The 22119-nt window shown below is 68.8% G+C and carries 19 protein-coding genes and 1 tRNA gene; 10 read left to right on the top strand and 10 right to left on the bottom strand.

Annotated elements, in window-relative coordinates; translation table 11 throughout:
- Positions 1–73: 73 nt before the first annotated feature.
- Positions 74–2431 carry a molybdopterin-dependent oxidoreductase gene (locus tag GR316_RS11775; RefSeq protein WP_211785334.1) on the bottom strand — a complete coding sequence of 786 codons (2358 nt, stop codon included), beginning with the start codon at positions 2429–2431 and terminating at the stop codon, positions 74–76.
- Positions 2432–2576: 145 nt separating this feature from the next.
- On the opposite strand from GR316_RS11775, the gene GR316_RS11780 reads away from it, so the two are divergent.
- The 6 genes from GR316_RS11780 to GR316_RS11805 all read left to right on the top strand — a co-directional run bounded on the left by GR316_RS11780 (position 2577) and on the right by GR316_RS11805 (position 9130).
- Positions 2577–4040 (top strand): alanine/glycine:cation symporter family protein, encoded by a 1464-nt coding sequence (locus tag GR316_RS11780; RefSeq protein WP_211785335.1) that lies wholly within the window; start codon positions 2577–2579, stop codon positions 4038–4040.
- A 96-nt stretch (positions 4041–4136) separates the two neighbouring features.
- Positions 4137–5042, top strand: a complete 906-nt coding sequence (locus tag GR316_RS11785; RefSeq protein WP_211785336.1) for a metal ABC transporter substrate-binding protein — start codon at positions 4137–4139, stop codon at positions 5040–5042.
- Between the two features lie 29 nt (positions 5043–5071).
- Positions 5072–5947 (top strand): manganese/iron ABC transporter ATP-binding protein, encoded by an 876-nt coding sequence (locus GR316_RS11790; RefSeq protein ID WP_305798382.1) that lies wholly within the window; start codon positions 5072–5074, stop codon positions 5945–5947.
- On the top strand, positions 5944–6801 hold the full coding sequence (locus GR316_RS11795; RefSeq protein WP_211785337.1) for a metal ABC transporter permease: 858 nt from the start codon (positions 5944–5946) through the stop codon (positions 6799–6801). Before GR316_RS11790 ends, GR316_RS11795 begins: the two co-directional genes overlap by 4 nt.
- A complete protein-coding gene (locus GR316_RS11800) occupies positions 6798–7634 on the top strand; it encodes a metal ABC transporter permease (protein ID WP_305798383.1) in 837 nt (278 codons plus the stop codon). The genes GR316_RS11795 and GR316_RS11800 overlap by 4 nt, the downstream gene beginning before the upstream one ends.
- A 113-nt stretch (positions 7635–7747) precedes the next feature.
- Positions 7748–9130: a phosphomannomutase gene (locus GR316_RS11805; RefSeq protein ID WP_211785338.1), complete on the top strand. Its 1383-nt coding sequence runs from the start codon at positions 7748–7750 to the stop codon at positions 9128–9130.
- Here the strand turns inward: GR316_RS11805 and GR316_RS11810 are convergent.
- The 8 genes from GR316_RS11810 to GR316_RS11845 all read right to left on the bottom strand — a co-directional run bounded on the left by GR316_RS11810 (position 9127) and on the right by GR316_RS11845 (position 16420).
- Entirely contained in the window at positions 9127–9864 is a 738-nt protein-coding gene (locus GR316_RS11810; protein ID WP_211785339.1) for a siderophore-interacting protein, read from the bottom strand. The genes GR316_RS11805 and GR316_RS11810 overlap by 4 nt on opposite strands.
- Positions 9865–9897: 33 nt before the next feature.
- Positions 9898–10782, bottom strand: coding sequence for a LysR family transcriptional regulator (locus tag GR316_RS11815; RefSeq protein ID WP_211785340.1), 885 nt, complete (start codon positions 10780–10782; stop codon positions 9898–9900).
- A gap of 37 nt (positions 10783–10819) precedes the next feature.
- Positions 10820–10894 (bottom strand) — tRNA-Glu (locus GR316_RS11820).
- A gap of 67 nt (positions 10895–10961) precedes the next feature.
- The gene (locus GR316_RS11825) at positions 10962–11498 is read right to left on the bottom strand and encodes a CHAP domain-containing protein (protein ID WP_249218861.1); all 537 of its coding nucleotides are present in this window, start codon (positions 11496–11498) and stop codon (positions 10962–10964) included.
- A gap of 162 nt (positions 11499–11660) precedes the next feature.
- Entirely contained in the window at positions 11661–12734 is a 1074-nt protein-coding gene (locus tag GR316_RS11830; RefSeq protein WP_211785341.1) for an MBL fold metallo-hydrolase, read from the bottom strand.
- A 67-nt stretch (positions 12735–12801) separates the two neighbouring features.
- Positions 12802–13776, bottom strand: coding sequence for a LacI family DNA-binding transcriptional regulator (locus GR316_RS11835; protein WP_211785342.1), 975 nt, complete (start codon positions 13774–13776; stop codon positions 12802–12804).
- Positions 13777–13959: 183 nt separating this feature from the next.
- A complete protein-coding gene (locus GR316_RS11840; RefSeq protein WP_211785343.1) occupies positions 13960–15045 on the bottom strand; it encodes a ParB/RepB/Spo0J family partition protein in 1086 nt (361 codons plus the stop codon).
- On the bottom strand, positions 15029–16420 hold the full coding sequence (locus tag GR316_RS11845) for an AAA family ATPase (protein WP_211785344.1): 1392 nt from the start codon (positions 16418–16420) through the stop codon (positions 15029–15031). Before GR316_RS11845 ends, GR316_RS11840 begins: the two co-directional genes overlap by 17 nt.
- Positions 16421–16939: 519 nt before the next feature.
- Here GR316_RS11845 and GR316_RS11850 point away from each other — a divergent pair.
- Genes GR316_RS11850 through ggpS form a run of 4 tightly spaced genes read left to right on the top strand, consistent with a single transcriptional unit; the run spans position 16940 to position 21630 of the window.
- Complete coding sequence (locus GR316_RS11850) at positions 16940–18118, top strand: replication initiation protein (protein WP_211785345.1); 1179 nt, start codon at positions 16940–16942, stop codon at positions 18116–18118.
- Positions 18119–18167: 49 nt separating this feature from the next.
- A complete protein-coding gene (locus tag GR316_RS11855; RefSeq protein ID WP_211785346.1) occupies positions 18168–19340 on the top strand; it encodes an NAD(P)H-dependent glycerol-3-phosphate dehydrogenase in 1173 nt (390 codons plus the stop codon).
- A complete protein-coding gene (locus GR316_RS11860) occupies positions 19337–20113 on the top strand; it encodes an HAD-IIB family hydrolase (RefSeq protein WP_211785347.1) in 777 nt (258 codons plus the stop codon). Before GR316_RS11855 ends, GR316_RS11860 begins: the two co-directional genes overlap by 4 nt.
- Positions 20110–21630 (top strand): glucosylglycerol-phosphate synthase, encoded by a 1521-nt coding sequence (ggpS, locus tag GR316_RS11865; RefSeq protein WP_211785215.1) that lies wholly within the window; start codon positions 20110–20112, stop codon positions 21628–21630. The genes GR316_RS11860 and ggpS overlap by 4 nt, the downstream gene beginning before the upstream one ends.
- On the opposite strand, the gene GR316_RS11870 is transcribed toward ggpS, so the two are convergent.
- Positions 21623–22027 carry a DUF1810 domain-containing protein gene (locus GR316_RS11870; RefSeq protein WP_211785216.1) on the bottom strand — a complete coding sequence of 135 codons (405 nt, stop codon included), beginning with the start codon at positions 22025–22027 and terminating at the stop codon, positions 21623–21625. The genes ggpS and GR316_RS11870 overlap by 8 nt on opposite strands.
- Positions 22028–22119 lie beyond the last annotated feature (92 nt).

The raw sequence follows: 22119 nt of genomic DNA on the forward strand, positions 1-22119 counted from the left end.
GTAAGGCGGGGCCGGCGCGGGAACGCGCCACGCACGCCCCGGAACGCATCCGTTCCACGAACCTGCGCGCCTGTCAAATCCGATCGCGCGGATCGCCGCCCCGCGGCACGAAAGGCGGCGGCTCGAAGGCGCGGACGGGGGGCAGCGGGCCGTCATGGCGCGTCACCTCCACAAGGCAGGAATGGGCCGACGGCCCCTGCGCCAGCCGCGAGGTGCCCCGATCCGCCGTCAGAACGTTGGGGTTTCCGTGCCGCTCCAGCGGGCGGTCCGCGCCGCCCTCGGACGGGTCGAACCACGCGCCCGTCGGAAGCTGCACCACCCCCGGCATCAGCCCTTCGTCCAGCGCCACCGCCGCAAGGCAGGCCCCCCGGTCGTTCCACACCCGCGCCACATCCCCCTCGGCCAATCCGCGCTGCGCGGCATCGGCCGGGGTCATGCGCATCACCTCGCGCCCGCGCCGCTTGCCCCCGCGCGAGGGGCCGACATGATCGTACTGGCTGTGCAGCCGCGTGCGCGGCTGGTTCGACACCAGATGCAGCGGAAAGCGCGCCGCCAGATCCGCGCCCAGCCATTCGCGCGGCGGCAGCCATGTGGGATGGGGCGGGCAATCGTCATAGCCAAAGCCCGCGATCACCTCCGAATGCAGCTCGATCCGGCCCGACGGGGTGCGCAGCCGCGCCCCCTCGGGATCGGCGCGGAACGCCTGCAACAGATCGCGCTCATGCTCCCGCTCCGGCGGATCGAGGATGACCAGCCCCTGTTCCCAGAAGGCATCGAAATCGGGAAGCTCGATCCCCGCCGCCGCCGCCCGCTGCCGCCCCGTGCCATAGAGATGGCGCAGCCAGCCTTCGGTGTCGCGCCCGTCGGTGAACACCGCGCCCGCGCCGAGCCGGGCCGCCAGCGCCGCAAAGACGGCATGATCGTCCCGCGCCCCGAAGGCCGGTTCCGCCACCTTGTGCGAGGCGGCGAGGAAATGATCGGCCGGCGAGACCGCGATGTCGTTCCGCTCCAGCGGGGTGGTGACGGGCAGGACGATATCGGCATGGCGCACCAAGGGGTTCCACCAGCTGTCCTGCACGATCACCGCCTCCGGGCGCTGCCACGCGGCGCGCAGACGGTTCAGGTCCTGATGGTGGTGGAACGGATTGCCCCCGGCCCAGTAGATCAGCCGCAGATCGGGATAGGTCCGGCGCTCGCCGTTGAAGTCGTAGCCTTCGCCCGGATGCAGCAGCGCATCCGCGATCCGCGCCACCGGGATCGTCTCCGTCACGGGGTTGTGCAGTTGCGGCAGGGGCGGAAAGGCGAAGGGCAGCGCCTGATTGCCCACCCCGTTGGCCGAGGCATAGCCGAACCCGAAACCGCCCCCCGGCAGACCGATCTGCCCCAGCATCGCCGCCAGCGCCACGGCCATCCAGCAGGGCTGCTCGCCGCCTTCGGCGCGTTGCAGCGCCCATGCCACCATGAGGAAGCTGCGGCTTTGCGCCAGCGCGGCGGCCAGGGCGCGGATGGTCTGCGCCGGCACGCCGGTGATCGCCGCCGCCCAATCGGCGCTCTTGGCGGTGCCGTCCGATTGGCCGGTGACATAGGCCTCCAGCACGGGCCAGCCATGGGTGTGCCGGTCCAGAAACGCCCGGTCCGCCCGCCCCGTCGCCAGCACTTCATGCGCAAGGCCCAGCATCAGCGCGGTGTCGGTGTTGGGGCGGATCGGGATCCACTCCACCCCCGCGCCCGCCGTATCGTCCCGGATCGGAGAGACGGAGATCAGCCGCGCCCCCCGCGCCCGCAGCCGGTCGAGGTTGCGCCCGAGGATGTGCCGCCCGATCCCCCCCGAGGAGACCTGCGCGTTCTTCCACGGCGCGCCGCCGAACATCACCAGCACCTCCGTCTCCTCGGCGATGCGGCGCCATGGGGTGTGGCCGGTCACGACGCCCTTCGTGTCGCCGGTGACATGCGGCAGGATCGTGTCGGCGGCGGCAAAGCTGTAATTCTGCACCGAGCGCGTGCAGCCCCCCACCGCATTCAAGAAGCGGTGCACCTGGCTCAGCGCATGGTGAAACCGCCCCGCCGAGGCCCAGCCATAGGAGCCGCCATAGATCGCCCGGTTGCCGTGATCGCGGCGCACGCGGGCGATCTCGGCGGCGGCGAGGTCCAGCGCCTCGTCCCAGCCCACCTCCACGAACGGCTCGTGCCCCCGGCCCGCGCCGGTCGTGCGGACCTGCCCCGCCTCGCGCGCCGCTAGGAACGAGGCGCGGATGGCCGGGCGGCGGATGCGGGCCGGGGCCTCCAGCGCCTCGATCATGCCGCCCGCAAGGATCGACGGATCGGGATCTTCGGCCACGGGATGCAGCGCCTCGGGCCGCCCGCCTGCCATCGCCACGCGGTAGGTGCCCCAATGGGTCGCAAGAACGGGTCGGGCGGGTGTGCGGAGCATCGGGGTCCCTCGGGGTGACATCGCCACCGTTGTTCCGCGCCGCCGCGCCGACTTCAAGCCCCCGCCCTGCGCGTCGTGCTTGACATCCCCCCCGGCCCGGCTCCCGATACGGGCACAAAACGAACACCATCAGGGGACAAGAGACATGGATGGATTGGGGGCTTTTCTGGAAACGGCAGGCGGCATCGTCTGGGGGCCGTTCCTGCTGATCCCGCTGCTTCTGGGCACGGGCATCTATCTGACGATCCGGCTGGGGGGCATCCAGTTCCTCCGGCTGGGCGCGGCGCTGCGGCTCGGGCTGATCCGGCGCAAGGATGACGGGGCCGAAGGCGACATCTCGCAGTTTCAGGCGCTGACCACGGCGATGGCCGCCACGGTCGGCACCGGCAACATCGTCGGCGTGGCCACCGCCATCGGGATCGGGGGGCCGGGCGCGCTCTTTTGGATGTGGGTCACGGCGCTTCTGGGCATGGCCTCGAAATATTCCGAGGCCTTCCTCGGCGTGCGCTTCCGCACCACCGACGCCGCGGGCGAAAAATCGGGCGGGCCGCAATACTACCTCGAACGCGGGATTCCGGGGCCCTTCGGCAAGCTTCTGGCGCTCTCCTTCTCCATCTTCGCGGTCTGCGCCTGCTTCGGCATCGGCAACATGACGCAGGGCAACTCCATCGCCTCCAACGTCGAACGCAGCTTCGGCATCCCGACATGGGCCACGGGGCTGATCCTCGCCACGCTGACGCTGGCGGTGCTGGTCGGCGGCATCAAGGCGATCGGGCGCGTCACGGCCGGCCTCGTGCCGCTGATGATCCTCTTCTATGTGCTGGGCGCGCTGTTCATCCTCGGCGTCAACATCGCGGCGGTGCCGGCGGCGCTCGGCGCGGTCTTCTCCTCGGCCTTCACCGGCAGTTCGGCGGCGGGCGGCTTCGTCGGCTCCACCATCATGATCGCGGTGCAGTTCGGCGTGGCGCGGGGCATCTTCTCCAATGAATCGGGCATGGGCTCGGCCGCCATCGCCGCCGCCTCCGCCCGCACCAGCCATCCGGTGCGCCAAGGCCTCGTGTCCATGACGCAGACCTTCATCGACACGATCATCGTCGTCACCTGCACCGGCCTCGTGCTCATCACCACCGGCGTATGGACCGAAACCGACCCCGCCACCGGCGAACAGATCTCCGCCGCGCTGATGACGGGCGAGGCCTTCACCCACGGGCTGCCGGGCGAATGGGGCCACTGGATCGTCACGATCGGCCTCGTGCTCTTCGCCTATTCCACCATCCTCGGCTGGGCCTATTACGGCGAGCGCAACATCGAACGGCTGATCGGGCGCAGCGGCGTGATGCCCTTCCGGGTGCTCTTCTCGCTCGTGGTGTTCGTCGGCTGCACGATGCAACTCACGCTCGTGTGGAACTTCTCGGACGTGATGAACGGGCTGATGGCGATCCCGAACCTGATCGGGCTGCTGATCCTGTCGGGCCTCATCGCGCGCGAAACGCGCCACTACCTCGCCCACGATCCCAAGCTGGAGGCCGACAGCGCGCGCGTCGCCTCCTTCATGCAGGGCACGCCCGGCTGGGAGGAATGGGTCGCCTCGGAGCGTTCGGGGCACTGACGATCGCACCGGCCGGGACCATCCCGGCCGGACACCCGCTTGACTTTTGAGAATGAGTTGCATTTCCATGAGAGCGACGCACTCACGGAGGATGCCATGCCGACACGACTGCCGCTCTCTCTCGGAACCTTCATCGCGGGCCTGCTGCTGGCCTCTTCGGCCATGGCCGCAGAGGGCCGCCTGAAGGTCGTCACCACCTTCACCGTTCTGGCCGACATGACGCGCCATGTGGCCGGCGACGACGCCGATGTCGTCTCCATCACCAAGCCGGGGGCCGAGATCCACGGCTACGAGCCCACCCCGCAGGACATCGTCGGCGCGCAGGATGCCGATCTGATCCTGTGGAACGGGCTGAACCTCGAACGCTGGTTCGAACAGTTCTTCCAGAACCTGCACGACGTGCCTTCGGTCACCCTGTCCGAAGGGGTCGATCCCATCTCCATCTCGGGCGGCGATTACGACGGCAAGCCCAACCCCCATGCGTGGATGAGCCCCGAAAACGCGCAGATCTACGTCACCAACATCGAAAAGGCCCTGTCCGAGTACGATCCGGCCCATGCCGCCGATTATGCCGCCAATGCCGAAGCCTACCGCCAGCAGTTGCGCGCCACCCTCGATCCGCTGCGCGCCGAAATCGCCGCCGTGCCCAAAAATCGCCGCTGGCTCGTGACCTGCGAAGGCGCGTTCAGCTACCTTGCGCGCGATCTCGGCCTGAAGGAGCTCTATCTCTGGCCGATCAACTCCGATCAGATGGGCACGCCGCAGCAGGTGCGCCATGTCGTCGATCAGGTCCGCGCGAACGCCATTCCCGCCGTCTTCTGCGAAAGCACCGTGAACACGGCCCCCGCACGCCAGATCGCCCGGGAAACCGGCGCGCAGTACGGCGGCGTGCTCTATGTCGACAGCCTGTCGGAACCGGACGGCCCGGTGCCGAGCTATCTCGATCTTCTGCGCGTCACCACCAAGACCGTCGCCGACGGGCTTGCCGCGACGAACGACTGATCCACCTATACGCCACCCCCCACAGGACCATGATGCAGACAGATACCTCCCCGGACGACATCGGCATCCTCGCGCGCGATGTGACCGTCACCTACCGGAACGGGCACACCGCCCTGCGCGACGCCTCCTTCCAGATCCCGCGGGGCACCGTCACCGCGCTGGTGGGGGTGAACGGCGCGGGCAAATCCACGCTCTTCAAGGCGGTGATGGGCTTCGTTCCCGTCGCGCGCGGCGAGATCCGCCTTCTGGGCCTCACCGTCCGCGAGGCGCTGCGCCGCAATCTCGTGGCCTATGTCCCCCAATCCGAAGAGGTGGACTGGTCCTTCCCCGTTCTGGTGGAGGATGTGGTGATGATGGGCCGCTTCGGCCATATGGGCCTGCTGCGCCGCCCCTCCGCCGCCGACCGCGCGGCGGTCGATACCGCCCTTGCCCGCGTGAACATGCAAGACTACCGCCACCGCCAGATCGGAGAGCTGTCGGGCGGGCAGAAGAAGCGCGTCTTTCTGGCCCGCGCCCTTGCGCAGGACGGCCGCGTGATCCTGCTGGACGAACCCTTCACCGGCGTCGACGTGAAGACCGAGGAACAGATCGTCGCCCTCTTGGGCGAATTGCGCGCCGAGGGGCGGGTGATGCTCGTCTCCACCCACAACCTCGGATCGGTGCCCGAATTCTGCGACCGGGTGGTGCTGGTGAAGGGCACCGTGCTCTGCCACGGGCCGACCGACACCACCTTCACCCGCGCCAATCTGGAAAAGGCCTTCGGCGGCGTTCTGCGCCACGTTACGCTCGGCGGCGATCTTTTGCATGACGATCACGACCCGCGGCAGGTCTCCATCCTCAGCGACGACGAACGCCCCTTCGTGCAATACGGCGAGCGTACCCACCGGCAGGAGCGGTCCGAATGATCCTGCTCGATCCTTTCCTCTACGGATACATGCTGAACGCGATGCTCGTCTCGGCGCTGGTCGGCGGGGTCTGCGCGTTCCTGTCGGCCTATCTGATGCTCAAGGGCTGGTCGCTGATCGGCGACGCGCTCAGCCATTCGGTCGTTCCGGGCGTGGCGGGGGCCTATCTTCTGGGCCTGCCCTTCGCGCTCGGCGCCTTTTTGTCGGGGGGGCTGGCGGCGGGGGCGATGCTGTTCCTGTCGGACCGTTCGGGCCTGAAGGTGGATGTGGTGATCGGGCTGATCTTCACCTCCTTCTTCGGGCTGGGGCTGTTCATGATCTCGCTCAACCCGATCGCGGTGTCGGTGCAGACCATCACCATGGGCAACATCCTCGCCATCACCCCCGAAGACACGCTGCAACTCGTGATCATCGGCGTCGTCTCGCTCTGCGTGCTGCTGCTGCGCTGGAAGGACCTGATGGTCGTGTTCTTCGACGAAAGCCATGCGCGGTCGGTCGGGCTGCGTCCGGGGCTGTTGAAGGGGGTGTTCTTCATGCTGCTGTCGGCCAGCGTGGTCGCCGCGATGCAGACGGTGGGGGCCTTCCTCGTCGTGGCCATGGTGGTGACGCCGGGGGCGACGGCCTATCTGCTCTGCGACCGTTTCCCCCGGCTGATCGTGCTGTCGGTGGCGATCGGCACGGCCACGAGCTTCGTCGGCGCCTATGTCAGCTTCTTTCTCAATGGCGCGCCGGGCGGCATCATCGTCTGCCTGCAGACGCTGATCTTCCTCGCGACCTTCACCTTCGCGCCCAAGCACGGGATGCTGGCCGCACGCCGCAAGGCCCGCGCCGCGCTGGAGGGAGAGGCATCATGACCGACACCCTTCTCTTGCCGTTCCAGTTCTCGTTCATGCAGAACGCCTTCTGGATCGCGATCATCGTGGCGGTGCCGACGGCGCTTTTGTCCTGCTTTCTGGTGCTGAAGGGCTGGGCGCTGATGGGCGATGCGGTCAGCCATGCCGTGCTGCCCGGCATCGTGCTGGCCTATATCTTCAACATCCCGCTGATCTTCGGCGCCTTCGCGGCGGGGATGATCACCTCCACCGCCACGGGGTTCCTGTCCTCCAACAGCCGGGTGAAGCAGGACACCGTGATGGGCATCGTCTTTTCGGGGATGTTCGGCCTCGGGATCGTGCTCTACACCTCCATCACCTCGGACATGCATCTCGATCACATCCTCTTCGGCAACATGCTGGGGGTGGGTCCGCAGGATCTGTGGGTGGCGGGCGTCATCTCGGCGGTGGTGGCGGCGGCGCTCCTGCTGAACTGGAAGGACCTGATGCTGCACGCCTTCGATCCGGCGCAGGCGCGGGCCTCGGGGCTGCGGGTGGGGATGCTGCATTACGGGCTGCTCACCGTCCTGTCGCTGACCATCGTGGCGACGCTGTCGGCCACGGGGCTGATCCTTGCGGTCGGGCTGATGATCGCGCCGGGGGCCATCGCCTTCCTGACCGTCCGCTCCTTCGGGCGGATGCTGATCGTGGCGGTCGCGGTCTGCATGGTGGCCACGCTGGGCGGGGTCTATGTCAGTTTCTGGATCGACAGCGCCCCCGCGCCGACGATCATCCTGATCCTGACCGCGATCTTCCTCATGGCCTTCGTGCGCAAACAGGTGGCTATGCGCCGCGCCTCGGCCCGCGCGGACTAGCGCCACCTTCGACCAAAGGCGGCGCGCCCCTGCCCGGATGGATGGGGCGCGCCCGCTGGACAGCCGCGCCCCCGGCCTGCGATGGTGCGCGCGTGGCAACAGCGGAATGGACCATGGCCCCCACCTTCGGAACCAGCGGCCTGCGCGGCCTCGTCACCGACCTGACGGACGATCTCGTCGCGCGCCATGTCCGCGCCTTCCTGCGGGTCTGCCCGCAGGGCGACCGGCTGTTCGTCGGGCGCGACCTGCGCCCCTCCTCGCCGCGCATCGCCCGCGCGGTGATGCACGCGGCGCAAGCGGCGGGCCTCGATGTCGTGCCCTGCGGCGCCGTTCCCACCCCCGCCTTGGCCGAGGCCGCGATGGCCGCCGGCGCGGGCGCCGTCATGGTCACCGGCAGCCATATCCCCGCCGATCGCAACGGCCTCAAGTTCTACGTCCCGGGCGGAGAGATCACCAAGACCGACGAGACGCGCATCCTCGCCGCCCTCGCCGCCCCCACCCCGGACACCGCCGCAGAAGGGCGCGAGCTTTCCGCCCCCGATCTGGAAACGCGCTTTGTCCGCCGCTATGCCGATGCCTTCGCACCGGACGCGCTGGCGGGGCTGCGCATCGGCGTCTATCGCCATTCCTCGGTGGCGCGCGATCTCTTGGGGCGGGCGCTCACGCAGCTCGGGGCCGAGGTGGTGGAGCTGGGCCATTCCGGCACCTTCATCCCCGTCGATACCGAAGCGGTCGAACCCGAAACACGCCAGACCCTTGCCGAGTGGACGGCGGCGCATGGCCTCAATGCCATCGCCTCCACCGATGGGGATGGCGACCGCCCGATGCTGACCGATGCGTCCGGGCGTCTGGTGCCGGGCGATGTGCTGGGCGTGCTGACGGCGCGCCATCTGGGCGCGCGCGTGATCGTCACGCCCGTATCGTCGAACGACATGGTCCGCCGCATGGGGTTCGAACGGGTGATCCTGACGCGCATCGGCTCCCCCCATGTCATCGCCGGGATGGAGGAGGCGGTGGCCGCCGATCCCGCCGCCCGCGTCGCGGGGTTCGAGGCGAATGGCGGCTTCCTTCTGGGCTTTGCCGCCCATCCCGCCGGGCCGCTGGCCCCGCTGATGACGCGCGACAGTCTGCTGCCGATCCTCGCCCCGCTGGTCGCGGCCCGCGCGGCGGGCGTCGATCTGGCGGCGCTGGTGGCGGCGCTTCCGCCCTGCTTCACCGCCGCCGACCGGCTGACCGGGATCGACCGCGACCGGGCGGCGGGCTTTCTGCAGCGGCTGAAGGCCGACCCTTCGGCGCTGCTGGGGGCCGGCCCGCCGGTAGAAAGCCTCGACCGGACGGACGGGCTGCGCATGAACCTCGTCGATGGCACGGTGCTGCATCTGCGCCCCTCGGGCAATGCGCCCGAGTTTCGGATCTATGTGCAGGCCGCAAGCCCGGACGCGGCGCAGGGGATGCTGGCGCGCTACCGCCCGGCCATCGCGGCGGCGCTCGACTAGATCTCCTTGACCGAACCGTCGGCCATGCCCTGCTGCCAGTAGCCCGAGGCCGCGATCCACGTCTTCGGCACGCCCCGCGCCTCCAGCGCCGCACGCAGCGCGCGGGTGACGCCGGCCTCGGCGGCGATCCAGACGAAGGTGCCGGGGGCCGGGTCCACCCCCTCCAACGCCGCCAGAAGCGGGGCGGGATCGGCCCCCGCATCGGCAGGCCGGTGCACCCACCGCAGATCGAGCGGGGCCGCCCCGGTCAGCGCCTGTTCATCCGCCGGGCCGGGCACGGCGATCAGCGCGGTGACGGGGGTATCGGCAGGGGATTCCTCGATCCGCCGCCCGATCGCGGGCAGCGCCGTTTCGTCCCCGATCAACAGCCACGCCGCAATCGGCCCGCCGATCACCTTCGATCCGCGCGGTCCGCCGATCTCCACCCGGTCGCCGGGGCGAAGGCCGCGCGCCCAATCGGCCACCGGCCCGCCCGGATGATCCACCACGTCGATCACCAGATGATCGCCCTCGTGGCGGCGCGGGGTGTAATCGCGCATCACCGTCTCGCCGCCCGGAACCGGCACGAACAGCTTCACATGATCGTCGAAGCCCGCGCTGTGGAATCCCTCCAGCTCCGGGCCGCCCAATGTCAGGCGGATCATGTGCGGCGTCAGATGCCCGGCCTCCAGCACCGACAGGCTGCGGCGGCGGATCTCGTGCCGGATACGCTCGATGGTGGGGTGATCGGTCATGGCAGGTCCTTCGGCAGATGCGGCGCCACAGGATCACAACGAGGTGGCGCGCGCAATCTCGATGAAGGCATCGACGAAGGGCACGGCGGCTTCGCCGGTGCGCACCCCGGCATGGATGCTCTTCGCGATCCCCTCGGGGCCGAGGCGGACGGCGCGGATCGGCAGCGCGGCCGCCCCCTCCTCGCGCAGCAGCCAGTCGGGAATGGCGCTGACCCCCCGCCCCGCCGCGACGAGCTGAAGCATCATCTCCGTCGTCTCCACCGTGCGGTGGCGGCGCGGGGCGCAGCGTCCGGGCACGAGGAAACGGGTGAACACATCCAGCCGGTCCACCGGCACGGGATAGGTGAAGAGCTCCTCGCTCAGCAGATCCTGCGGCGCCGCGACATCGCCCACGGGATGCCCCTGCGGCACGGCGAGGACGAGTTCGTAATCGAAGACCGGCGTGAACTCCACCCCCTCCAGATCCATCGGATCGGGGGTGATCAGCACGTCGATCTCATGCCCCAGCAGCGCGCCGAGGCCGCCGAAGCGAAAGGCCGTGCGCATGTCGAAATCCACATCGGGCCACGCGGTCAGGAAGGGCGCGATGACGCGCATCAGCCATTGCTGGCAGGGATGGCATTCCATCCCCACGCGCAGCGCGCCCCGCTGCCCGGCGGCGAAATCGGCCAGAACCTGTTCGGCATCGTCGAGTTGCGGCAGCACCCGCTGGGCCAGCGCCAGAAGATATTCCCCCGCCTGCGTCAGCCGCAGGCCCCGCCCCTCGCGGATCCACACGCGCAGGCCGTGACGCTCCTCGAACTTGCGCATGGTATGGCTCAAGGCCGATTGCGTCAGGTTCAGCCGCCCCGCCGCCGCCGTCACACTGCCGAGGCGATCGACTTCGCGCAGGATGGAAAGATGCTGCCGGTCAAGCATGACGCCCCTTTGGGGGTGAGGGAAGATCAAAGGGAAATGGCAGCCCGTAGGGGAGTCGAACCCCTCTTTTCAGGTTGAAAACCTGACGTCCTAACCGATAGACGAACGGGCCATCCGGGTAAGGGGCTTCTAGGGAAAGGTGCCCGCCCGCGCAAGTGGAAAAATGCGCGCGCCCCGCTTTATCCGACGGCCCGCTGCACCGGCGCCGGGCGATAGATGAAGCCATAGGTCGGATAGGGGCTGCCGAAGCTGTTGGAGCGGTTCTCCACCCGCACCTGCGACCAGTCGTTCTTGGGCGAGATGTCGATCACCACATCCTCGGTCACGCGGTTGCGCACCCAATTGGCCTGCGTGACCGTGATGCGCCGCGAGTCGATCACCGAGGACACCACCGCCACATGCCCCATCGGCATTTTGGAGGTGGAGCGGAAGTTGAGCACCGCGCCCGGGATCGGCACGTTGCCGCGCGGATAGCGGCCCGCGGCGGCGTTCCACCATGTCCCGGCATTGCCCCGGATCTCGATCCCCGACACGGCCCGCGCGAAGGGCACGCACCAGATCCGCCGCACCCCCGAGGCGCGGATGTCGGCATCGGCCTCGGCCACCGCCTGCGTCAGTTCGGCCCGCGTCAGCTGCGCCACCAGAACGGGTTGCGGTTCCGCCATGGCCGTCACCGCCGAGCACAGCATTCCACCGATCAGCGCGAGCGCTGCCAAGCCCATCCGTCGCATTCGTGTCCCCCGTTCCCGGTCAGTGGCGCTTGCGTACGCCTTGGTCGTCCCCATCACGCTCGATCGCGCGACAAAGGCGTCGCATGGCGGGTTCCCTTGCGACAAGCCGGGGGATTTCCGCTCGGCAAGATCTTGCCGAAATCGGCCCTACCAGGTCAGGACCGGCCCCTCCAGCGGCACCCCCGGCAGCGCGGGGCGCAGCGCGGCGGGATCGGTGCAGAAGGCGGGCATCGCCACGCGCGGGGCCACGGCGCGCAGGGCCGCACGCAGCGCGCTCAGCCGCGGATGCACGTTCCAGCGCAAAAAGCGCGCCGCCCCCTGCCCCACCCAGTGAAAGGCCGGCGTGCCCTGCGCCGGATGCGCGGTGAACACCACCTGCGCGCCCCCCGCCGCGATGAACCGCGCGGCAAGCGGCGCCGACAGCCCGCCCTCGGCATGGGCACCGGCGGCGATCATCACGCCCGCAGGGGCGGCCTCATCGCTCAGGGGGCGGGCCGCCGCCAGCAGCGCGCGAAGCGGCGCCGCCCCCCCCACCAGCCAATCCGGGCAGGCCAGCAGCGCGTGCGCCGCCCGCAGATGCTCGGGGCACAGATGCGGCACATGGCCCGCGGCATGAAGCTGCAGCGCCATCTCCAGCCCGTGCCCGACCGCCGGGGCCGGCAACAGCAGCGGCCCGTCCGCCGCCAAGGCCAGCAGATCGTCGCGCGCCACCGCCAGCGGCACATCGCCAAGCCCATAGGATGCATCGAAGATCAGCGCCCCGGCCTGCGGCAGCGGATCGCAGGGAAACAGCGCCCCCTCCTCGGACCGCGCGCCGGTATAAAGCAGCCCCCCCGGCCCGCCGATGCGGATCCAGACCGCGCCGGGGCCGTGGCCGCTCGCGCCCGTCTCCACCTCCAGCCCGGCGATGCGGATGCGCCCGCGGCGCGGCAACTGCGCCCGCAGGCCCGGCACGTCCGCCCCAAGCGCGCCCAAGGGCGGCGCGGCCCAAACGGCCCCCGCAGGGGGCAGCGGCGCGGTCGGCGCCCCATGGCTCAGCAGGACCGCATCCACCGGGCCGGGATCGGCCCCGGAGCCCAGAAGCAGGCGGCGGCCGCCCATCTCCACCAGAAAGCACCCCGGCTCCGGCCCGCGCCATCCCGACAGCGCCGTCGCCCGCATCGCCGTCTCCGGAAGGCGCCCGCGCCCCGCCATCGCCTGCGACCCGACCCGCGCGTTCATCCTGTCCGTACCCCGTGCCGCCATGCCGTTCTGACTACCGCCCAGGGGTGACGCTTTCGTGACGCGCTCAGCCGCCCCGAACGGCGGGCGGCGCGGTCGATCCGCGCGCCGCCAACGTGCCGGGGAACAGCCGCTGCCCCGCGGCCCGCCCGATCAGCACATCCAGAACGTGATCGGCGATCCCGTCCAGATCCTGCGTGACGGTGGTCAGATCGGGGCGGATGATCCGGCCCCAGATCGTGTTGTCGAACCCCGTGACGGAGACATCCTGCGGCACCCGCACCCCCGCCTCGATGAAGCCCGCGATCAGCCCGACGCCGATCGCATCGAAGGCGGCGGCGATCGCGGTCGCCCCGTCCGGGCGCCATGTGCGGGCATGGGTGCGGGCCGTGTCGAAATCGGGCTGCAGATGGCGCACGCGGGTCTTCAGGCCAAACGCCTCGGCGGCGGCCAGCATCCCGGCCTCGCGCTCGTTGCTGACATGGCTGCGCGTGGCGGAGACGATGATCTCCACCGAGCGGTGGCCCAGATCGGCCAGATGCCCGATCGCCATCCGCGCGCCCGCCCGATGATCGCACGAGGCGATGTTGCGCGGGTTGGAGGCCGCATCCACCACCGCCAGCGGCACCGGCACATGATCCAGCGCGGAATCGTCGCCCCGCACCGGCACCACCACGATCCCATCCACGCCCCGCGCCACGAGGTCGGCCACCATCTCGGCATGGATCGCCGGATCGCCCCGCCCGTCCCGCACCAAGAGCGCCATCCCCCGTTCCTTCGCGGCCCGCTCGAACGCTTGGGCCAGCACCCCGAACAGCGGCATGGTGAAATCCGGCACCACCATCCCCACCAGCGTGCTGCGCCCCGACCGCAGGGAGCGCGCCGCCGCCGAGGGAACATAGCGCATCTCCTCCGCCGCGTTGCGGATCCGCTCGGCCAGCGCGGGGGAGACGCGCCCCCGCCCGCTCAGCGCGTTGGAGACGGTGGCGCGCGAGACGCCCAGCGTCTCGGCGATATGCGTGAGAGAGATGTGACTGGCCATGATTAATCGAGCTACCTTCTACATTCGCCCGTTTAACCACGCCCCCTGCCCCACGGCAAAGCCAAATCCCCGAGAGGCCCGTGTGAGCGGCAACCTATGACCCACCCGCCACAGGCCCCTATGGGGAATATGCTCAGAACATACTACATATAGTTGCTAATTTCTAGGATATACTACATATAGTCAATATGGACCGAGTAGACGCTCCAGTTCGCGCATCGCCACCTCCACCAGTTCCGCATCGACGCGCTGGCCATCCAGACGAATCGTCCAGCCCTTGCCATCGTGCACGGATGTCAGGGCGATCCCCGTGTCCAGCACGGCGCGGCGGCCCCGCATCTTGCCGGCCGCGCGCGGCGGGCGGCCGCCCCGTTCCGGCCGGACCGGCGCCGGCCCCAGATCGCCAAGGACCTCCTCCAGCCGCATCAACTCGTCCTGCGGGGAGTCGATGACCCCCTGCGCCAAGGCCTCCCGCAGGGCCGCCTCGTGCCCATCGCGCAGCGCGGCGGCCAGCTTCAGCCCCTCCTTCTCGCGCAGCGCGTCGGGGAACATCAGCATGTCGCCCAGCTCCTCGAAGATCAGCGCAAAGGACCGCACCTTGGATCGCTTCGCCCGCGAGGCGGAGGCAAAGAGCGCGTCCACCGCCGCCTCCACATTCGGGAAGGCGCCCTGCTGCGCCGCGATCACCGCGATCCGCCCCCGCTCGAAATGGCTGAGACCGGCGCGGACCTCGTTCTCCTCCACCATGGCGACGAAGGGGCCGCCCATCGCATCGGGGTCGCGGATGATGGCCTTGATCGTGTCGAAGCCCCCCTGCCCCCGCATCGCCCGAAGGTTCTGCACCGCCCGCAGCCGCCGATACCCGGAGATGAGGCCATAGGGCTTTTGGGGGTTCTCGGTGCGGAACACCTCGATCGGAAGGCGCATCCCCTGCGTCGCGATGGACTGCTGAAGTTCGGCCATATCCTCGGCATCGAGCACGAGGCGGTCGCGGACGATGGCATCCGCTTCGATCGCATCGAGCGGGATGTCCTGCAGGATCAGCCCCTGCATATCTGCGTTACGGAACCGTTCGGCATCCGCGCGGTCCCGCGCCGCCTCCGCCCGCTCGGCCGCGCTGCGCGGATCATGGGCCCGCGCACTGTCGGCCGCGATCTGGCTGATCGGCGCCGCAAGCGGCATCCGAGGGGGTGTTTCGCGGCGAAACTCCGCCTCGAACCGCTCCAGATCATCGGAGGACGGTGCCTCCAGCTTACGACGTTTCGCCATCGCGTTCCTCCGTCTCCATCTGCTGATCGCGCCACCACGTCCCCAGAAGCACCCGCTTCACCTCGGCCCATGTCTGATCGAATGTCTCCCGACCGCGGACATAGGTCTCGCGGTTGAAATCCCTGTAATCGGTCTCATAGATGCCGCTCACCTGCTCGCCAGCCTGACCGACCATGGCAGTGATCTCCTGCCGGTAGGGGGTCATGAAGTCGCCGAAATAGGCCTGCACGACATTGGCGAGATCGGTCTGCTGCGCCGCATCGAAGCGGGTGATGATCGCGCGGACGGCGTCCCATTCGAAGCGCATCTCCGGCAGGCCATCGGCGCGGCGGGCGCGGTTCTCACCTTCCTCGATGGAGGCGAAGGTGGAGTAGATCATGTCGAAGAACCGGCCCGTGGAATCGAACTCGAGGAACGACGCCCCGAGCGGCACCAGAAGGATGTCGGCGGCGGCCAAGGCGTTGATCGTCAGATAGCCGAGGGCAGGGGGCGTATCGAGGAGGACGATGTCGTAATCGTCCAGCACTCCTGCCTCGGACAGCGCATTGCCGAGGCTGTCCCACAGCGCCCAGTTCCGCAGCTGCATCCGCCAGACCGGCACTTGGAACTCGGCCCAATAGAGGTTCAGCTGCGCGCCGATCAGGTCGATGTTCGGCCAATGCGTGCTTTGGATCAGGTTTCGCGGCGAAACGTTCAGCGCTTCAGTTAACGTTTCGTCAAGCGGCAGTTCGGAGAGGCCCTGCGCCGCGCGCACCTTGTTCTCGGCCTGAAGGGACTGGGCGTAGTCGCGCGCCAGAAGGGGGAAGGCGGTCTGCCATTCGTCGGCCACCGTCCCGCCCATGATCGAGGTCATGGAGCCTTGGCTGTCGAGGTCGATCACAAGCACCCGGTATCCGTCGAGCGCGGCGGACATCGCCAGATGCGCGGCGGTGGAGGTCTTGCCGACGCCGCCCTTGAAGTTGGCGACGGCGATGACCTTGGCGGGCAGCCCCTCGGGGCGCCAGGCCTTGTATTCGCGCCAGCCCGCGCCCTCGGTCGCGAAGTGATCGCGCAGCGCGAGGATCTCTTCGAGCGAGAACCATTTGGCGCCGCCTTCGCCCGTGCCCTGCGGCAGATCGGGATGGGCCTTCAGCACCCGGCGCAGATGGGCGGGGGCGATCGGGATCAGATAGCGGCACACCTCCCATGTGGAGAATTTGCGCAGACGCTTTTGCCCGTCCGGGGCGTAACCGCGCCGGGCAAGGTCGTCGCGGCCGCGGGCGGCGAAGGTGGCGGCCTTGGCGAAGCGGGAGGTGTCGATGGGCTTCGCGAGCCGCTTCGCCTCTTCCTCGGGGTCGATCCCGAAATAGGGGGGAAGGTCAGATCTCTGCGTCATTCCGGAACTCTCGTGTGCGCGTTTTTGCCTGATATACCAGTTTTCATCGCACATCATCCTCCGCTTGGGAATCAACGGATGCGAAAATCCGGATATAAAACGCAATCAGCAGGTTGGTTTAAGATATCTTCGAGTCTTTAAGAATCTTTACGGCTCCGCAACCCTCGGATTCCACGCGATGAATCCGGGCAGAGGTACCCGAGGACGGGGGCAGGGGTGCCCGGATACGGTGCGTCAGGCACCTGTTTACAGGAGGATGGGGTGCGATTCTCGGGAAATCGGAATCCGGGGGGCGGTTTGGGGCGGGAAATCCGCCATCGGGGATTTCAAGGGGGTCCGTGACGGCAGGTGCCTCCCGTAAACGGATACCTTTAAGGGGACCCTCGGCCTTGAGGGACCCGTTTACGGGACGTGTTTAAGGTGCCAGCCCTGCGCTTGATGGCGGGTTCCTTTGCACATAAAGTGGGGGCCTCAGAGAATCGCGACGACGACGACGCCGGCCACCGGAAGGGCAGACGAATGGACGATATACCCCGTGAACGGTTGACGGGCGCGCTGCGGCGTGGGGCGGTGAAGAAGCATGTGGCGGCGATCCATGTGTCGGGCAAGCTGACGCTGTTGCAGCGGCGGCTGTCGAACGTGCTGCTGCTCAATGCCTATGACACGCTGACGAGCCAGCCGGTCCACCGGATCGACGCGCGCACGCTGTGCCTGATGATCGGCTACAACTCGAACGACATGGACACGCTGAAGGCCTCGCTGCGCGGGCTGGCCGAGACGGTGGCCGAATGGGACATGCTGGACGAGGAGGGCCGTCAGGAATGGGGCATCTCCAGCCTTCTGTCCTATGCCAAGCTGAAGGGGGGGATCTGCGAATACGCCTATTCCCCGGCGCTGGCGGAGAAGCTGAACGACCCCAAGGTCTTTGCGCTCATCAATCTGAACATCCAGCGACGCTTCACCAGCGGGCACGCGCTCGCGCTCTATGAGAACTGCTATCGCTTCGTGCGCACGGGCAGCACCGGGTGGTGGAGCCTCGAATTGTTCCGCCGCCTGATGGGGGTGAACGACAGCAGCTATTACGAGGTGTTCAAGCATCTGAACGCCAAGATCATCAAACCGGCGGTGGAGGAGGTGAACCGCTCCTCCAACATCGTCGTCACCGCCGAGACGCGGAAGATGGGCCGCACCGTCACCGACATCCGCTTCCTGATCCGCGAGAATCCGCAGCTTGCGATCCTCGATCTGGACGACGGGGAGGGGGTGCGCCGCTCGCCCGTCTATCAGCGGCTGCGCAAACTGGGCGCGGCGGACCGGCTGGCCCGCCAGTGGATCGCCGAACATGGCGAGGCTCGGGTGGATGGAAAGCTGGATTACATCGAGGGGCAGGGGGATGTGCGCAATCCCGTCGGCTATCTCTCGGCGGCGCTGCGGGCGGGGGCGCCGGAACCGGCCGCCCCCCTGTCGGACCGCGCCCGGCGGTTGCAACGGGTGCAGGCGCTGGTGGCCGCCCGCACCCCCACGCAGCGCGATGCGGACCGGCGGATGTTCTTGGCCCGGCTGACGGGTGCGGCGCGCGACGATTTCGAGCGGCATGGCTGGATGAGCGCGCTGAACGCCGAGGCGATCCGCGCCTTCTGGGACGAACTGCATCCGGGCGCTTTCGACATGGACGCGGACGGTCCGCGCCCCATCTGAGGCGTGACACGGTGGATTTTTCCGCCCGTCATGCTATCATGGTGGTCATATGCAAGACGAACAGACGCCCAACGCCCCGACTTCCACCGGGTCTGCCGATGCGGCCGACCGCCCATCAGACGCGCGCACGCGCCCCTATGAACGCATCGCCGTCATCGGCGGTGGTGCGTGGGGCACGGCCTTGGCCGCCGTCGCCGCGCGTGCGGGCCGCCAAGTGCGGCTGTGGATGCGCGATCCCGAGCTTGCCCGCACCATCGCCGAGACACGCACCAACCCCCGTTACCTCGGCAAGATCGGCCTGCCGCACGGGCTGGAGCCGGTGACGGACATGGCCCGCGCGCTGGAGGGGGCGGAGGCGGTGCTGCTGGTCACGCCCTCGGTCACGATCCGCGAGATGGGGGCGGAACTCGGCCGCCTTGCCGCGCCCGGCGTTCCGATCTTCGTCTGCGCCAAGGGGATCGAGGCCGGGACCGGCCTTCTGATGTCGGCCGTGCTGGAGGAGGTGGCGCCGGGCCGCCCCGTCGGCACCGTGACCGGCCCGACCTTCGCCGCCGAAACCGCCGCCGGCCATCCGACCGCCGTGACCGTCGCCTGCACCTCGGAGCCGTCGGTGGCCATGCCGCGCCGCCCCGCGACGCGCATGGCGATGTCGCTCGCGACGGGCAGCTTCCGCCCCTATGTCTCGGACGACATGGCGGGGGTGGAGGTCGGCGGCGCGGTGAAGAACGTGATCGCCATCGCCTGCGGTATTCTGGCCGGGGCGGGGTTCGGCGACAATTCGCGCGCCGCGATCATCACGCGCGGTCTGGACGAGATCAAGGAACTGGCCGTGCGCCTTGGCGGGCGGCGGGAAACGGTCACCGGCCTTGGGGGCTTGGGCGATCTGATCCTGACCTGTTCGTCGCGCCAGTCGCGCAACTTCTCCTACGGGTTCCAGCGGGGGCAGGGGGTGGCGGACGACGCCGTCTTCGAGGGCCGCCCCGTGGTGGTGGAGGGGCGGCACAACGCCGTCACCGTCACCGATCTGGCCCGCCGCCTGAACCTGCACATGCCGATCTGCGAGATGGTGCGCGCCATCACCGCCGACGGCCAGCCCATCGCCATCGCCTTCGCCGCCTATTGGGCCGCGCCGATCCGCGCCGAACCGCGGGCGATGGATCTGGAAATCGATCACCCGGCCGTGGAGGCCGTTACCCGCCACTTCGAGGACAAGTTCAAATGACCCAAACGCGAAACCCCTCCCAATGGCGCTTCGTGCTGGCCACCGATCTGGATGGCACCTTTCTGGGCGGCACCGAGGAGATGCGCCGCAGGCTCTATGACTGGATTGAGGAACGGCGCGAGGATGTCGGCCTGATCTTCGTCACGGGGCGCGATCCCGATTTCATCACCGAGATGTGCCGTGCGGGCCGCGCGCCGTGGCCCGACTTCGTCGTGGGCGACGTGGGCACCACCATCGCGGGCGTCGAGGGGGAGGGCATCGCCCCGATCGACGATCTGGAGGCCCATATCCGCGAGGCGTGGGGCGATCGCAGCGACATGGTGCGCGAGGTGCTTCAGGGCGCTCCGGGCCTGAAGGAGCAGGACACCCCCTTCCGTCACCGCGTCAGCTATCACTGGGATCCGGAAACCTATGATCCGTCCAGCGTGGCCGCGCTGGAGGAGGCGGGCTTCGACATCCTGATCTCGCACGGGTGCTATCTCGACGTGCTGCCGGGCGGCGTCAGCAAGGGGCCGTCGCTGCTGCGCCTGCTGGAGCAGCTGGGCATCGACCGCGAGAAGGTGCTGGTGGCGGGCGACACGCTGAACGATCTGTCGATGTTCCAGACCGGCCTGCATGGCGCCGTCGTCGGCGAGAGCGAGCAGGGGCTGCTGGATGCGACGCGCGATCTGCCGCGTTCGCGCCATTGCACGGCCCCGGGGACCGGCGGCATCGCCGAGGCGATCCGCGCCTTCGGCCTGCACCCGACCCCGCCCGAGGAGGCCGCGGCATGAGCGATCGGTCCGATCTCGTCGTCGTCTATCACCGCCAGCCCTACGAGGAGGTGGAGCTGGAGGACGGCACCACCGAGATGCGCGAGAACAAATCCCCCAACGGGATCGTTCCCACGCTGAAGGGCGTCATGGGCCAGATGGGCAAGGGCGCTTGGGTGGCGTGGAAACATGCCGACGACCCCGCCCATCCCGATTTCGAGCGGGTGGTGGAGATCGACGACAGCTATGGCCAATACAAGGTCAGCCGCCTGCCGCTGACGCCCGAGCAGGTGAGCAGCTTCTATCACGTCACCTCCAAGGAGGCGTTCTGGCCGATCCTTCACGGGTTCAAGGAACGCTACAACTACGACCCGGTGGATTGGCCGACCTTCCGCGAGGTCAACTGGGCCTTTGCCGAGGCCGCCGCCAACGAGGTGTCCGACACCGGCGTCGTCTGGGTGCACGATTACAACCTGTGGCTGGTGCCGGGCTATCTGCGGCAGCTGAAGCCGGATGTGAAGATCGCCTTCTTCCATCACACGCCCTTCCCATCGGCGGATATGTTCAACGTGCTGCCGTGGCGCGAAGAGATCGTGCGCAGCCTTCTGGCCTGCGACAGCGTCGGCTTCCACATTCCGCGCTATGCGCAGAACTTCGCCTCGGTTGCGCACTCGCTGACGCGGGCGCGGACGGTGACGGACGAATACACCGCCGACACCATGACCCCGCGCGGCGCGGCCCTGTCCGAACGCTTCACCCCCAAGGTGATGGAGTGGCGCGGCCGCCGCATCGCCATCGAGGTGAACCCGGTCGGCGCCAATTCCGACTACCTGTCCGAGATCGCCGACACGCCGGAGGTCGACGAAAAGGTGGCCGCCATCCGCGAATGGGTGGGCGATGCGCAGATGGTCCTGTCGGTCAGCCGCACCGATTACACCAAGGGCAACATCGAGCAGCTGGAAGCGTTCGAGCGCCTGATGGCGCGCCGCCCCGAACTGCATGGCAAGGTGCGCCTGATGATGGTCTCGGTCGGGGCCAACCGCGCGATGACCGCCTATGAAGAGGTGCAGCAGCGCATCGAGGAACTGACGGGCCGCATCAACGGCACCTATGGCAGCTTCGAATGGCAGCCGGTGTCGCTCATCTCCTCGGCGATCCCGCTGGTGGAACTGGTGGCCTATTACCGGGCGGCGGATGTCGCCTCCATCACGCCGCTGGCGGATGGTCTGAACCTCGTGGCGGCGGAATATGTGCTGGCCAAGGGGGCCGGGGGCACGGGCGCGCTGATCCTGTCGGAATTCGCGGGCTGCGCGGTGCTGCTGAACGGCGCGATCCCGGTGAACCCGTTCTCGCACGCGTCCATGGACCGGGCGCTGGATCAGGCGCTGGCGATGGACGATCAGGAGAAGAACGCCCGCATGGCCGAGCTGCGCAAGTCGGCCCGGCTGTGGAACATCTCGGCCTGGCGCGAGTCGACGACGCGGCACTTCCGCGAATTGCGCCGCGGGCCCGAAGAGCGCGAGACCGCGATCACCTGATCCGGTCCAGTGTCAGGGGGTCGGGGCCGTCGAAGAAGGCGTCGAGCAGCGCCGCGAAGACAGCCCCGCCCCCGGCCCGATCGAACAGCGTCGCCGACGAGCGCAGCTTCATCGCATCCACCGCACCGAACACCGCCTCGGCGGGGCGGCCCCGATGGGCCAGCGCCGCGTCGGCGGCCTGATGCAGACGCAGGCCCAGCACGGGATGGGCGAGATAGGCGCGCGCCTCCTCCAGCGAGGCAATGGCGTAGGTCTGCGCGGTGGGCGAGCGGCCGAGCCCTGCGATCTGCGGAAAGACGAACCACATCCAATGGCCCGTCTTCTGCCCGCGCCGGATCTCGTTCAGCGGGGCGGGCCAGAGGGCGTCTTGGGCGGTCACGAAACGGTCGAGGGTCATGGCATCCTCCTGCGGGGGTGCCCTTCAGATAGGGGCGCGTCATCCAATCGTCACGCCCGCGTCACCCGCCCGTCACCGTACCGCGCGACATC

The organism is Falsirhodobacter algicola (assembly GCF_018279165.1).
Lineage (GTDB): Bacteria > Pseudomonadota > Alphaproteobacteria > Rhodobacterales > Rhodobacteraceae > Falsirhodobacter > Falsirhodobacter algicola.

Bases quoted from the DNA above. Each gene is read 5' to 3' on its own strand.
- GR316_RS11795 (WP_211785337.1), top strand. From the start codon at position 5,944: ATGATCCTGCTCGATCCTTTCCTCTACGGATACATGCTGAACGCGATG.
- ggpS (WP_211785215.1), top strand. From the start codon at position 20,110: ATGAGCGATCGGTCCGATCTCGTCGTCGTCTATCACCGCCAGCCCTAC.
- GR316_RS11870 (WP_211785216.1), bottom strand. From the start codon at position 22,027: ATGACCCTCGACCGTTTCGTGACCGCCCAAGACGCCCTCTGGCCCGCC.
- GR316_RS11860 (WP_211785347.1), top strand. From the start codon at position 19,337: ATGACCCAAACGCGAAACCCCTCCCAATGGCGCTTCGTGCTGGCCACC.
- GR316_RS11775 (WP_211785334.1), bottom strand. From the start codon at position 2,431: ATGCTCCGCACACCCGCCCGACCCGTTCTTGCGACCCATTGGGGCACC.
- GR316_RS11835 (WP_211785342.1), bottom strand. From the start codon at position 13,776: ATGGCCAGTCACATCTCTCTCACGCATATCGCCGAGACGCTGGGCGTC.
- GR316_RS11810 (WP_211785339.1), bottom strand. From the start codon at position 9,864: ATGACCGATCACCCCACCATCGAGCGTATCCGGCACGAGATCCGCCGC.
- GR316_RS11840 (WP_211785343.1), bottom strand. From the start codon at position 15,045: ATGGCGAAACGTCGTAAGCTGGAGGCACCGTCCTCCGATGATCTGGAG.
- GR316_RS11815 (WP_211785340.1), bottom strand. From the start codon at position 10,782: ATGCTTGACCGGCAGCATCTTTCCATCCTGCGCGAAGTCGATCGCCTC.
- GR316_RS11785 (WP_211785336.1), top strand. From the start codon at position 4,137: ATGCCGACACGACTGCCGCTCTCTCTCGGAACCTTCATCGCGGGCCTG.
- GR316_RS11800 (WP_305798383.1), top strand. From the start codon at position 6,798: ATGACCGACACCCTTCTCTTGCCGTTCCAGTTCTCGTTCATGCAGAAC.
- GR316_RS11830 (WP_211785341.1), bottom strand. From the start codon at position 12,734: ATGAACGCGCGGGTCGGGTCGCAGGCGATGGCGGGGCGCGGGCGCCTT.
- GR316_RS11780 (WP_211785335.1), top strand. From the start codon at position 2,577: ATGGATGGATTGGGGGCTTTTCTGGAAACGGCAGGCGGCATCGTCTGG.
- GR316_RS11845 (WP_211785344.1), bottom strand. From the start codon at position 16,420: ATGACGCAGAGATCTGACCTTCCCCCCTATTTCGGGATCGACCCCGAG.
- GR316_RS11805 (WP_211785338.1), top strand. From the start codon at position 7,748: ATGGCCCCCACCTTCGGAACCAGCGGCCTGCGCGGCCTCGTCACCGAC.
- GR316_RS11850 (WP_211785345.1), top strand. From the start codon at position 16,940: ATGGACGATATACCCCGTGAACGGTTGACGGGCGCGCTGCGGCGTGGG.
- GR316_RS11790 (WP_305798382.1), top strand. From the start codon at position 5,072: ATGATGCAGACAGATACCTCCCCGGACGACATCGGCATCCTCGCGCGC.
- GR316_RS11855 (WP_211785346.1), top strand. From the start codon at position 18,168: ATGCAAGACGAACAGACGCCCAACGCCCCGACTTCCACCGGGTCTGCC.